This window comes from Nonomuraea mesophila, from assembly GCF_004352805.1.
GTDB classification, from domain to species: Bacteria; Actinomycetota; Actinomycetes; order Streptosporangiales; family Streptosporangiaceae; genus Nonomuraea; species Nonomuraea longispora.
The window spans coordinates 23,930-36,407 of sequence record NZ_SMLD01000097.1; the positions used below are offsets into that span (position 1 = coordinate 23,930).

A 12,478-nucleotide genomic window follows, 5' to 3' on the forward strand; every position below is an offset into this window, starting at 1 on the left:
CCCGTGAGGGGCAGCGCGGGCGCTCAGAGCACCCACCGCCCGGTGGTCCGTTATTCCGCCTGGCGGAATATGGTCTTGCGGGAGCGCTCCCACGAGCTTATATTTCGCACGAAACACGCATTAAACCAACCGTGTCATGCAACTCAACTCACGTAAGTCGGTACGCAATGTCGTGCGTCGCCCTCGCATGCCCATGCGCGGCCGGCGGAGACGCTGCCCGATCACCGGCCGGTGCCGCACGTCCCCCGAACTCCTGGAGCAGCTGATGGCGAAAGTCCTGTTCGCGGCGACACCGTTCCACGGTCACGTGACCCCGTTGCTCACGGTCGCGAAAGACATGAAAGCCCGCGGTCACGACGTGCTCTTCCTGACGGGTGCACGTTTCGCCGCGACCGTGAAATCAGCCGGACCGAGTTTTGCAGCGCTCCCCGAGGAGGCCGACTTCGACGACCGGCACATGTCGGCGGCGTTTCCGGAATTCGCCGAGGCGGGCACCGGTTACGGCCACCACATCTTCTTCTGGAAACGGGTGTTCGCGGACGCGGCGGTCGCGCAGTACCGCCGGATCCAAGCCCTGCTCGAACGTTTTCCCGCCACCGCGCTCGTTCACGACACCGTCTTCCTGGGCGCCCTGCCGCTGTCGCTGCGACCACCGGACGGCGTCCGGCCCACCACCATCTGCCTCGGCGTCCTCCCGCCCATGCTGCTGAGCGAGGACGTGCCCCCGTTCGGCCCGGGAATCCCGTATCTCGCCGGCCCCGAGGGCCGCGAGCGCAACCGCCGGCTCAACGCCGAGACGCTCGCAGCGTACGCGGGACTGCAGAAGGACACCGTGAGCGTCTTCGAGGCCATCGGCTGCGACCTCCCCGAGTTCATCTTCGACTGCGCGGTCGCCGGGCCCGACCACTATCTGCAGCTGACCGTGCCCGGCTTCGAGTACCCCCGCTCGGACGCGCCCGCCTCGTTCCGGTGCGCCGGGGCGCTGCCTCAGCCGTCGAGCGACTCCTTCACGGCGCCGCGGTGGTGGCCCGCGGTCACCGCGGCGGACCGCCCGGTCGTGGTGGTGACCCAGGGGACGCTGGCCAACGAGGACCTCTCGGAGCTGATCCTGCCCACGGTGCGGGGACTCGCCGCCACCGACGTCACGGTGGTCGCGGCGACGGCCCGCCCCGACGGCCCGGAGGACTTCACCCGGCTGCTCCCTGAACGTCCGGCCAACGCCGTCGTCGCCGGTTACGTGCCGTTCGACCGGCTGCTGCCGTCGGCGAGCGTCCTGGTGACCAACGGCGGCTACGGCGGCGTACACGCCGCCTTGCAGAACGGGGTGCCGCTGGTCGTCGCCGGCGACACGGAGGACAAGCCCGAGGTGGCGGCGCGGGTGCAGTGGAGCGGCGCGGGGATCGACCTGCGTACCGGACGTCCCGAGCCCGAGCAGGTTCGTCAGGCGGTCGTCGCCGTGCTGGGCGACCCGGGGTACCGCGCGGCCGCCGGGCGGCTGCGCGCGGAGATCGCCGCATTCGACCCGTTCGGCACGGTGGCCGGCCTCGTAGCCGGCAGCAGGGCCGGCAGCAGGGCCGGCAGCAGGGCCGGCAGCGTCCCCGACAGCGCGGCCGGCAGCGTCGCCGGGGGTGTCGCGGCATCGCCCCCCACGCGCGAGCAGGTGGCCGTCCCCCCGAGGGGTCACCGGTGACCACTCTGAGCAGCAGTTTCCGGCTCGCGGACTCGGTCGCGGAACGCTTGCTCAGGCTCACCGCCGCAGAACGCCACAAGGTCGGCTTCCCCGGCTGGTCGGCGGCCTTTCCCCAGCCGCTCGTGCCCTTCCTGTCGCACGAGCTCAACAACTACGGCGACCCCGAGTCCGACCCTGTCTTCTCCTGGCACACCAAGGACCTCGAACGCGAACTCGTCGACGATCTGGCCGGCCTGTTCGGCGCCTGCCCGGCCCGGCCATGGGGCCACGTGACCAACGGGGGCAGCGAAGGCATCCTGTACGGCCTGTGGCTCGCGCGGAGGAAGCACCCACGGGCGAAGGTGTACCACTCCAGGACGGCACACCCCTGCGTGGCCCGCAACGCCGGCATGCTGCGCATGGAGAACGTCGCCGTGGCGGCCGACGTCCGCGGCGAGATGAGCTACACCGACCTGATGCGGCGGCTCGTGGCCGACCCGAACCCGGCGGCGATCGTGGTGGCCACGATCGGCACCACGCTGACCGAGGCCGTGGACGACGTACGCAGCATCCGCGCCGCGCTGTCGGCCGCCGGCAAGCGGTACCACCTCCACGCCGACGCCGCCATGTCGGGCATCCCGCTGGCGCTGCACGCCGAGGGCCGCCCGGTGTTCGGGCTGCACGCGCAGGGGGCCGACAGCCTGTCGATCAGCGGGCACAAGTTCCTCGGGGCGCCGTTCCCGTGCGGCGTCGTCATGACCAGGACCCTCCCGGCACGGCACCCGGGCACCTCGGACCTGCTGTGCGGCGCCTCCGACTCCTTCGCCAGCTCCCGCAACGGGCATGCCGCCCTGATCCTCTGGTACCTGCTCAAGGAGCGCGGGATCAGCGGCCTGCGGGAGCTGGCACAGGCCGGGCGGGCCACCGCGGAGTACGCCCAGCGCCGGCTCGTCTCCGCCGGCTGGCCGGCCTGGCGGGCGCACCGCCATGCCCGCACGGTGGTGTTCCCGGCGCCGCCGCGCGCCGTCCTGGAGACGTGGGCGCTCCCGGTGGTCCGCGGGGTCAGCCACATCGTCTGCACCCCGGGCGTGTCCCGCTCCCGCGTCGACCGCTTCGTCGCGGCGGTCGGCGCCGCGATCCCCGAACCGATCAAGGACGGCCAGCCATGGACCACTCCCTCACGTGCTGTGTGATCATCCCGACGTACAACCGCGCCCGTCTGCTCGACTGGACCCTGCACGCGCTGACCCGCCAGGACCTGCCGCGCGACCGGTTCGAGGTGGTGGTCGTGGACGACGGATCGAGCGACGACTCGGCGGCCGTCGTGGACGGCTACCGTGACCGGCTCGCGGTGAGCTACCACTACCAGGAGGACCAGGGGTACCGGCTCGCCGCCGCCCGCAATGTGGGGATCGCGCACGCGAGCGCCGACGTCTGCGTCTTCATCGACTCGGGGGTGCTGGCCCACTCCCGCTGTCTCAGCGCGCATCTCGACAGCCACGCCTCCGCTTCCGGCCCGGCGGCCGTCGTGGGGTACGCCTACGGCTTCAACCTGGACAACGAGGATGCCCAGCTCATCGAGGCCACGGTCGACGTCACCGATCCCGACGCCAGCATCGCCCGGCTGGCCGAGGACGGGCGGCTGGACCTGCGGGAGGAGTTCTACGTCCGGCACGGCGACCGGATCGGTGACCTGCCCGCGCCGTGGACGGTGTACTGGAACTGCAACGCCTCGGCCCGCACGGCCCAGCTGCGCTCGATCGGGGCGTTCGACGAGGCGTTCCGCAGCTGGGGCGGGGAGGACATCGACCTGGCGTACCGGCTGCACCGCGACGGAGCCCGGTTCGTCCTGAACCGGCAGGCGAGCTCGATCCACTACCCGCACGAGAAGAACGCGGACCAGAACATCGAGAGCTGCGCCCTCAACTACCGCTACATCGCCGACAAGTACCGGACACCGCTCACCCGGCTCCTCCTGCCGCTGCCGACCATCGACCCGTTCAACCTCAACGACGTCGCCCGCTTCCTAGACGTGCCGTCATGCGCGGACTACCTGGCCGGGAAGACGTGAGCGCGGTGCCGCGCCCGGACCCGCGGTGGCAGGTCGTCCGGCTGGTTCCGCTGACGGGGCCGGCGCTCCTGTCGGCGATGGTGCCGGTGAACCTGGCGCTCGGCGCGCTGCCGGTCGTCTTCGTCGTCGCCGCCGCCCACCTGCTGGCGGAGGTGCCCGCCGCCGTCGCCGCCGGCGCCGGGTCGCCCGCGTTCGACCGGCTGCTGACGGCGTTCGCGGTCGCCGCGGCGGCGTTCCTGCTGCGCGAGATCCTCTCGCCGCTGCAGGAGTCGCTGGGTGAGCTCGCCGCGCGCCGGGTGGACGGCCTCATGTACGACCGGCTGATGGCGACCGCTCTGCGCCCCCGGGGCCTGGCCGCCCTGGAGGACCAGCGGGTCCTGGAAGCGCTGCGGCTGGCGTCGCGGGAACTGGAGTACGGCGTCCAGAGCCCGGGGCAGGCCTGCGCCGGAGCGCTCGCCCTGCTGGTCCGCGTGACCGAGTTGTGCTGCTGCCTCGTGGCCGTCGGCGCGGTCTTCTCCTGGTGGGCCGCGCTGGGGCTGGGCGGGGTGGTGCTGCTGTTCCGCCACGGCCAGCGGGGCGGCCTGCGCCGCTACGCGCGGGCGCGGGTCTCTCTGGCGGACGAGGAACGCCGGATCGACTATCTCCGGCGGCTCGTCATCGAGCCGGGCGCCGGCAAGGAGATCCGGGTGTTCGGGCTCATCCGGTGGTTGTCCGGGATGCTGGAGGACGCCTACCGCGGGTGGCTGCGGCCCCTGTGGGCGGCCCGGCGGCGCGCGTACGTGTGGCCCTTCGTCTGGTTCACGGCCGCGGGGACCGCCGTCACCGTCGCCGTGTTCTGGACGGTCGGCACGACGGCGGCGGACCGGCTCACCATGACCGGCTTCCTGATCGTCATGCAGGCGGCCCTGGGAGCGCTGCGGCTCGGCGAGCACTACGCGGAGGTGGACCTGCAGACCGAGGTCGGCCTGCGCGCGTACGACGCCGCCGAACGCTTCGCCGCCCGGATCGACGCCTACCCCGGTGGCCGGGAGGACGCCTACCCCGGTGGCCGGGAGAGCGAGAGCGCGGCCGGCCCCCCGGTCCGCGAGGTGCCGGACCCGGTGCACGCCATCCGGTTCGACCGGGTCCGCTTCGGCTATCCGGGAGGGCGGGGCCGCGTCTTCGACGGCCTGGACCTGACCATCCCGGCCGGCCGGTGCACCGCCATCGTCGGCATGAACGGCGCGGGCAAGTCGACGCTGGTGAAGCTGCTGTGCCGCCTGTACGACCCCGACGGCGGCACGATCCGCGTCGACGGGACCGACATCGCGTCCTTCCCCGTGACGGCCTGGCGCAGGAAGCTGAGCGTCGTCTTCCAGGACTTCGCCCGCTACGAGGTGTCCGCGGCCGAGAACATCGGCTTCGGCGCCGTCGACGCGCTGGACGACCGAGCGGGGATCGAGGCCGCCGCGCGCACCGCCGGGGTGCCCGCCGTGCTGGGCCCGGCGCCCGGCGGTCTCGACGTGCCCCTGGCCAGGCACCTGTCGGGCGGCGCGGACCTGTCCGGCGGGCAGTGGCAGCGGATCGCCCTGGCCCGTACGCTCTTCGCGCTGCGGCACGGCTCCCCCGTCATCGTCCTCGACGAGCCCACCGCGAGCCTCGACGTCCGCGCCGAGACCCGGTTCTTCGACGAGTTCGCCGAGCTCACCCAGGGCGCGACCACCTTGCTGATCTCGCACCGGTTCGCCACCGTACGCCGCGCCGACCTCATCGTCGTCCTCGCCGGCGGCCGCTGCGTCGAGCAGGGCGGCCATGACGAGCTGATGGCGCTGGACGGCCGGTACGCGCACATGTTCCGCCTGCAGGCCCACCGCTTCGCCGAATACACGGGAGACCCGACGTGAACGAGGTGTCCCGCACCGTACGGCGCCTGGTCGGCGGAGCCTGGCGGGCGGACCGCGGCAAGACCGTGACCGCGTTCGCCCTGGTGCTCGCCGGCGCCGCGTCCGCTCCGCTCCTGGCCGCCTGCCTGGGTGCGATGACCGACGACCTGCTCGCGGGCCGATCCGGTGCCGCGGCGCTCGCCGGAGCGGGCGTCGCCGTGTTCGCCGTCGTGTCGCTGACCTTCGGCCACTTCGCGCACGTCGCGTACTTCGAACTGTCCGAACTCGCCGAGATCGACTTCGACCTGCGGCTGGCGGCGCTGTCGAACGGAACGCCCAGGACGGCCCACCACGACCGGCCGGAACACGCGGACACGTTCACCGTGCTGCAGCGGGAGAGCCGCCGCTTCCACACCGGTCTCGGCGCGGTCGTCAGCGCGGCCGGCCTCGCGATCGCCATGGCCTGCACCGCGATCCTGCTGGCCGGGGTCAGCGCGCTGCTCCTGCTGCTGCCGCTCGCCGTGCTGCCGCCGCTGGTCGCCGGACGCCTCGCCGACCGGGCCATGGACCGCGCCCGGCAGGACTCGGCCGAGCCGACCCGCATCGCGCTGAACCTGTTCCGCCTGGCCACCACGGCCCGGCACGGCGGCGAACTGCGGGTCTCAGCGCTCGGGCCCGAGCTGCGCGAGCGCCACGCGCGGTTGTGGGGGACCGCGACCCGGCGGCTGTGGCGAGGACAGCTCACCGCCACGGTGATCCGGGCCGCGGGACTGGTGACGTTCGCGGCGGGGTACACGGGCGCGGTGCTCGTCGCCGTCCGGAGCGCGGTGTCCGGGGGCGCCTCGCCGGGCGGGGTCGTCCTGGTCGTCGTGCTGGCCGTACAGGTCAACCAGCAGGTCACCACCGCCGTCCGGCTGATGCAGGACCTGCACAGGATGGCCACCGCGCACCGGCGGCTGGACGACCTGGCGGCCGCCGTCGCGGAGCCGCCGGCGGCCGCCCGCCACGACCCCCCGGACCGGCTCGACCGGGGGATCACCCTGGAGGACGTGAGCTTCACCTACCCCGGCACGACGCGGCCGGTGCTGACGGACGTCCGGCTGACCCTCCCGGCCGGCGCCACCGTGGCCGTGGTGGGCGAGAACGGCGCCGGCAAGTCCACCCTGGTCAAGCTGCTGTGCGGGCTCTACCGGCCCACCGGCGGGCGGATCCTGCTCGACGGCGTCGACCAGCGCGAGGTGGCACCCGACCAGTGGCGGCTGCGCGTCTCGGCGGGTTTCCAGGACTTCGTACGGTACGAGCTGACGCTCCGGCAGGCGGTCGGCCTGGGCGACCTGCCGAGAATCACCGAGGACGCCGTGGTGGCCGCCGCCCTGGAGCGCGCCGCCGCCTCCGACGTCGTCCCCCGCCTCCCGCACGGCCTGTGCACCCAGCTGGGCCGGTCGTACGCCGACGGCGCCGAACTGTCCGGCGGCCAGTGGCAGAAGCTCGCCCTGGGCCGCGCGTTCATGCGCGAGGCTCCCCTGCTGCTCGTCCTGGACGAGCCCGGCTCGGCCCTCGACCCGGAGGCCGAGCACACCGTGTTCGAACGGTACGCCGCGCAGGCCAGGCGCATCGGCCGATCGGTGGGCGCGATCACGGTGTTCGTCTCACACCGCCTGTCCACCGTCCGCACGGCCGACGTCATCGTGGTCCTCGACGAGGGCCGGGTGACCGAGATCGGTGATCACGCCACCCTGATGGCGGCCGGCCGGACCTACGCCGGACTGTTCACGATGCAGTCCTCCGCGTACGCCTTCGACGACCGGCACCCGGCGAACGAGGCCCCCACCCAGCCGATCGCCGGCAGCGGCCCGGGGCGGAGGAAACCGGGCCAGGGCTAGCTTCATCGACCACGAGCGGCGCCCGGCCGGCCCGGCCGTCTTGTTCAAGGCCCAGGGCTCCGACTGGTGCACCCAGGTGGTAGCGGATCGGGGACTTACGAGCACGATCGAATGGCACTGCCTGTAACGGCGGTGGGCGGCCTCCTGAGGTGATCAGCGGCCTGCGTCCTGTGTGGTCTATAGTCACGCCGCGTGGGGCTCATCTTCAACGCTGTGGCCGGCGAACTCCCGCTGGTGCAACGGGTGTGGTCGGCGAGCTGTGACGCCACGACCGGTTTCAGCTCGGCGGTCAAGGCCTCATGCATGATCGCGTTCGCGCGGGGCGATGACGGATTCACGGTGCACGTGCGCGGGCCGGAGACGAAAGGGACCTTGCTGACGTGCCTGGAGGGCTGGGAGTTCTTCGGCGTGGAGTTGCGGCTCGGTGCCTGCCTGCCGCTGTACCCGCCCTCCGGCCTGACCGATCTCAGGGACGCGGTGTTGCCGACCCTGCCGGGCGGGCGGATCTTGCTGGACAACCGGGACTGGGAGATGCCGACCGCGCAGAACGTCGACGTCTTCGTCGACCGGCTGGTGCGTGCGGGTTTGTTGTTCTTCGACCCGCTCGTCGACGAGATCCGGCACGGCGAACGGCCACGCGGCATGTCGGAGCGGATCGCGCAGATCCGGTTCCGCCGGGCCGTCGGGATCTCCCGCCGCAAGCTCGCCAGCATCGAACAGGCGCGGCACGCCGCGCAACTCCTCACGGCGGGCAGGTCGATCGCCGACGTGGTCACCGCCGGCGGTTATTACGATCAGGCGCAGCTCGCACGGGCGATGCGGTGGGCGACCGGTCACACCCCGAGCGAGTTGAGGGCCGGCATCCCGTTTCTGGCGTTGTGATGGGGGTTCGGTTCGATACAAGACGGGGCGATCCGCCGGATGGTTGACTCCCGCCGTGCGGAAACTGATCGAATACGACCACCTCTCGATCGATGGGAAGATGTCCGGCGACGCGTGGTGGGCCGGGCAGCAGAAGGTCGTCCCCCACGACGACCACGTCGCCTATCAGCTAGGGCTGCTGTCCTCGGCGGCCGGTCTCGTGCTCGGCCGGGTGACCTATGAGGGCTTCGCCCAGACCTGGCCGGCTCTGACCGGCGATGTCGCAGACAAGATCAACTCTCTGCCCAAGTACGTCGCCTCCACCACGCTGACCGAGACCACGTGGAACGCGCAGGTGCTGGCGGGCGACGCGGTCGAGGCGGTCGCGCAGCTCAAGGAGGCCGGCGACGGCACACTGGTGAAGTACGGCAACGGCCCGTTCAGCCGGGCGCTGGTCGAGGCGGGGCTGCTCGACGAAGTGCATCTGAGCATCTCACCGTTCGTCGCCGGATCCGGTGAGTCGCTGCTGGCCGGCCTTGGTACCACCGCCATGGAACTGACGAAGGTGACCGAACTCGGTAACGGCACAGTGGTGCTGGCCTACAGGCCCAGCCGGTAGCCGGGCGGCGAGGGGAATCGACATGACTCAAGGTGCGTACGCCTCGGTGAACGGCATCGACCTCTACTACGAGGTTCTGGGCGCCGATCGGCCCGGCCCGCCGCTGCTCATGCTGCACGGCGGCGCGTACACGTTCCGTCTGAGCTTCGACTCACTGCTGCCGGCGTTGACCGCTGAGCGGAAGGTGATCGGCGTCGAGTTGCAGGGGCACGGGCACACCGCCGACAGCGACCGGCCGTTCACCATCCGGCAGTGCGCCGAGGACGTGATCGCGCTGCTCGATCATCTCGGCGTCGAGCGGGCGGACTTGTTCGGCTACAGCCTGGGCGGGCTGGTCTCCACCGAGATCGCCGTCTCGGCCCCGGACCGGGTCGGCCGGGCCGTGCTGGCGGCCTCACACTTCCGGTCAACCCGAAATGAGGCGTATTACCCCGAAATCACGGCATTGGAGCTCCATTCGCCCCGGATGCCGACCGAAGAGGAGTCCGCGGCGATGAAACGCGCCTACGACGAGGTGGCGCCGAATCCCGAGAACTTCCTCCCGTCCGTGATGAAATTCCAGCCGGCAGTGCACGATTTCGAAGGGTGGACCGACGAGCAGCTGGCCAAGCTGACGATGCCGGTTTTGATCATCATCGGCGACACCGACTTCGTACGGCTGGAGCACATTGTCGAGATGAAGCAGGTGCTGCCGAACGCGCAACTGGCGATCCTGCCGGACACGAAGCACCTGCAGGTCATCCGGCCCGACCTGGTGCTGCCGATGGTCACCGCGTTCCTGCGCCGGTGATCAGAGCCCGGCGGGCGGGAGCACGCCCGCGAGCACGGCCACCAGCCTGATCGGAAGGGCGACCACACGTGATCAACCTCACACCGCTTCGCATCCCCGGCCGGGGTTGCATCACTTACGAAATCATGAAGGCTGGGATTTCGGGTGAAAGTCGTGGTAACGGTATGCGATCGGTGAACGACACAGGTTTCGACCTGCTCGGGCAGCGTCTGGTGGCCGCGAGGAATGAGACTTTCGTCGGGCGTCAGGAGGAGCTCGCCGTTTTCGACGCGGCGCTGCGGAACAGTGGCAGCGTGCTGTTCGTCCATGGTCCTGGCGGTGTCGGAAAGTCGGCGCTGCTGCGTCAGCTGGCGCAGCAGGCCCTGGCAGCGGGACGGAGCGTCACGCTGCTGGATGGGCGCACGCTGGGCCCGTCCCCGGCCGCGTTCGAGTCCGCCGCCGAGACCGTGTTCGCCGATGAGCGTCCCGTGCTCCTCGTCGACAATTTCGAGGACATACAGGGTCTGGAAGGCTGGCTGCGCGAGCGTTTCCTGCCCCGCATCCCGGTCAGCGCGCTGGTCGTGCTGGTCGGACGCCTACCGCCGGACCTGACGTGGCAGGCCGACCCCACCTGGGCGGGCACGCTGCTGGTGCTGCCGCTGCGCGACCTTTCGCCCGTGGACGCCGCGGCGCTGCTGGAGGCCCGCGGCGTGGCTGCCGGCAGCCTGCGTGAATCCCTGCTGGCCTTCGCCGGCGGTCATCCGCTGGCCCTGTCTCTGGGCGCCGCGGTGGCGGTCAAGGACGAGAGAGCGAACTCGCGCTGGAAGCCTGCCCAGAACGTGGTGGCCACCCTGCTCGACCAGCTCGTCGGGGAGGTGCCGAGTCCCGCGCACCGGCACGCGCTGGAGGTCTGCGCACAGACGTACATCACCACCGAGGACCTGCTGCGCGCGGTGCTGCCCGACGACGACGCGGCCACTCTGTTCTCATGGCTGCGGCGGCTGCCGTTCATGGAGTCGGGGACGCTGGGACTGCACCCGCACGACGTGGTACGTGAGATCCTCCGGGCCGACCTGAGCTGGCGCGACCCGCAGCGCTACGCCGACCTGCGGCAGCGCATCGGGGGGCACCTCATGGCCCAGGTCCGTACCGTGCCCGACAGCAACGTGCTCCGGATCGTCGGCTCCATGTTCTACCTCCGCCACCATCGCAAGTCCCCGCCGGGACGGGACTTCTGGCATCAGGAGGACGACGTGTACGAGGAGGTGTTCCGGCTCGAGGAGACCGGAAACGCGGTAGCTCTGGTCGCCGAGGCCGACGGCAACGAGTCGGCGGCCGCCGTCGCCTTCTGGGCTGCCCGGCAGCCGGAGGCGTTCCACCTCTACCGGCATACCGCGACCGGCGAGCTGGCCGGCGTCTGCGTCTGGCTCCGCCTGGACCGGCCCGGCGACGAGGAGGCCGCCGCCGACCCGGTCGTCGCCGCCGCCTGGTCCCATGCCCGCGCCGTCGCTCCGCTGAGGCCGGGCGAGCACCTGAGCGTCGGCCGGATCTGGGTACGCGACGCGAACCAGGGCCTGTCCACGGCGATGGAATGGCGCGGCGTCGGTCACTCCCTGCGCTCCGAACGCACGGCCTGGTCGTTCATGGCCGTGCCCGCCGACGACCACAGGGTCGACTACTACCGGCGCTACAGTCCGTACGAGCTCGACGAGCATGTACGGCTGGGAGACAGCGAATACACCCTGTTCGCCCATGACTGGCGGGCCCTGCCCGCACAGGTGTGGCTGGAGCGGCTGATGTCGGCCGACACGACCACCGACGCCACCTCGGTTCGAGAACCCGAACTCGCGGTCCTGTCGCGGGCGGAGTTCACCGAAGCCGTCCGCAAGGCCCTGCGGCACCTGTCACATACCTCCGCGCTGGCCGCCAATCCCCTTGTCCGCAGCAGGCTGTGCGCAGGGCAGCCCGACCCTGTCCAGGCCCTGCGGGAGCGCCTGGAAGGGGCCATCCGAACGCTGGGCCAGGACGCGCGTACGAGCAAGCTCCAGCGTGCCCTCGACATCACCTACCTGCGCGGCGTCCCCAACCAGGAAGCCGCCGCCGAACGGCTCGGCCTGCCCTTCACCACCTACCGCCGCCATCTGACCACCGGCATCGAACGCATCTGCGAGGACCTCTGGCAGCGCGAACTGTACGGAACCAACGACACCTGACATCACACCGGACCGCTCGTGTGCGGCGCGTTCGCCCTCCGGTAGAGGAGCATCTCGCTGACTCTTCGGCAGAAGGCAGCGTCGTCGGGACCGGTGAGGAGACGGTATCGCGGGAGGTCTTCGGCGTGGGTCATGCCGCAAGCCTACGGTTGGGCGGAGCGGGCAGCGCCGGCACTGCCGACGTGCCCGACGATCGAGGAGCTCGACCTGCATGCGTGACCAGGGCGTGCCCATCGAGATCATCGCCGATCTCGTCGGGCACGCGGGCTGGGCTCCCATCGTCCCCGGACACGAGGAAAGGGGCCCGGATCAACTCCGAAACCCCGTGCTACCTGCGTCTTCGTGGTGGGCGATACTGGGATCGAACCAGTGACCTCTTCGGTGTGAACGAAGCGCTCTCCCGCTGAGCTAATCGCCCGCCCTGCCGGCTCCGTTTGGTGCCGACGGGGAAAACCATACCGCACTCTGGCACCTGCTGGCGAAGCGATGTGATCAGAAGTGGGTAGGCAGGGCGGGCGATTAGCTCAGCGG

General features: G+C 71.2%; 10 protein-coding genes and 1 tRNA gene. 9 read left to right on the forward strand and 2 right to left on the reverse strand.

Annotated features, from left to right (window positions below; genetic code table 11):
• Positions 1–265: 265 nt before the first annotated feature.
• From E1295_RS30025 to E1295_RS30065, 9 genes are all read left to right on the forward strand, one after another.
• Entirely contained in the window at positions 266–1,690 is a 1,425-nt protein-coding gene (locus E1295_RS30025; RefSeq protein WP_132635147.1) for a glycosyltransferase, read from the forward strand.
• Positions 1,687–2,862: a pyridoxal-dependent decarboxylase gene (locus tag E1295_RS30030; RefSeq protein ID WP_166427470.1), complete on the forward strand. Its 1,176-nt coding sequence runs from the start codon at positions 1,687–1,689 to the stop codon at positions 2,860–2,862. Before E1295_RS30025 ends, E1295_RS30030 begins: the two co-directional genes overlap by 4 nt.
• Positions 2,835–3,740 (forward strand): glycosyltransferase, encoded by a 906-nt coding sequence (locus tag E1295_RS30035; protein ID WP_132635153.1) that lies wholly within the window; start codon positions 2,835–2,837, stop codon positions 3,738–3,740. Before E1295_RS30030 ends, E1295_RS30035 begins: the two co-directional genes overlap by 28 nt.
• Positions 3,710–5,623, forward strand: coding sequence for an ABC transporter ATP-binding protein (locus tag E1295_RS30040; RefSeq protein ID WP_132635156.1), 1,914 nt, complete (start codon positions 3,710–3,712; stop codon positions 5,621–5,623). The genes E1295_RS30035 and E1295_RS30040 overlap by 31 nt, the downstream gene beginning before the upstream one ends.
• Positions 5,620–7,485 carry an ATP-binding cassette domain-containing protein gene (locus tag E1295_RS30045; protein ID WP_132635159.1) on the forward strand — a complete coding sequence of 622 codons (1,866 nt, stop codon included), beginning with the start codon at positions 5,620–5,622 and terminating at the stop codon, positions 7,483–7,485. The genes E1295_RS30040 and E1295_RS30045 overlap by 4 nt, the downstream gene beginning before the upstream one ends.
• 192 nt (positions 7,486–7,677) lie before the next feature.
• On the forward strand, positions 7,678–8,367 hold the full coding sequence (locus E1295_RS30050) for a helix-turn-helix domain-containing protein (protein WP_132635162.1): 690 nt from the start codon (positions 7,678–7,680) through the stop codon (positions 8,365–8,367).
• A 55-nt stretch (positions 8,368–8,422) separates the two neighbouring features.
• Positions 8,423–8,965, forward strand: a complete 543-nt coding sequence (locus E1295_RS30055) for a dihydrofolate reductase family protein (RefSeq protein ID WP_132635165.1) — start codon at positions 8,423–8,425, stop codon at positions 8,963–8,965.
• A 46-nt stretch (positions 8,966–9,011) separates the two neighbouring features.
• Positions 9,012–9,755: an alpha/beta fold hydrolase gene (locus E1295_RS30060; protein WP_132635168.1), complete on the forward strand. Its 744-nt coding sequence runs from the start codon at positions 9,012–9,014 to the stop codon at positions 9,753–9,755.
• A gap of 173 nt (positions 9,756–9,928) precedes the next feature.
• Positions 9,929–11,947 (forward strand): ATP-binding protein, encoded by a 2,019-nt coding sequence (locus tag E1295_RS30065; protein ID WP_166427471.1) that lies wholly within the window; start codon positions 9,929–9,931, stop codon positions 11,945–11,947.
• A 2-nt stretch (positions 11,948–11,949) separates the two neighbouring features.
• Here E1295_RS30065 and E1295_RS52575 read toward each other — a convergent pair whose 3' ends face one another.
• Both E1295_RS52575 and E1295_RS30075 read right to left on the reverse strand, forming a co-directional pair.
• The gene (locus tag E1295_RS52575; protein WP_132635174.1) at positions 11,950–12,081 is read right to left on the reverse strand and encodes a DUF1737 domain-containing protein; all 132 of its coding nucleotides are present in this window, start codon (positions 12,079–12,081) and stop codon (positions 11,950–11,952) included.
• Positions 12,082–12,290: 209 nt separating this feature from the next.
• A tRNA-Val gene (locus tag E1295_RS30075) sits at positions 12,291–12,365 on the reverse strand.
• Positions 12,366–12,478: the final 113 nt, after the last annotated feature.

What these genes read in the sequence shown, in the direction of transcription:
- E1295_RS30040 (WP_132635156.1), top strand. Translation starts at nt 3,710, where the DNA reads ATGCGCGGACTACCTGGCCGGGAAGACGTGAGCGCGGTGCCGCGCCCG.
- E1295_RS30025 (WP_132635147.1), top strand. Translation starts at nt 266, where the DNA reads ATGGCGAAAGTCCTGTTCGCGGCGACACCGTTCCACGGTCACGTGACC.
- E1295_RS52575 (WP_132635174.1), bottom strand. Translation starts at nt 12,081, where the DNA reads ATGACCCACGCCGAAGACCTCCCGCGATACCGTCTCCTCACCGGTCCC.
- E1295_RS30035 (WP_132635153.1), top strand. Translation starts at nt 2,835, where the DNA reads ATGGACCACTCCCTCACGTGCTGTGTGATCATCCCGACGTACAACCGC.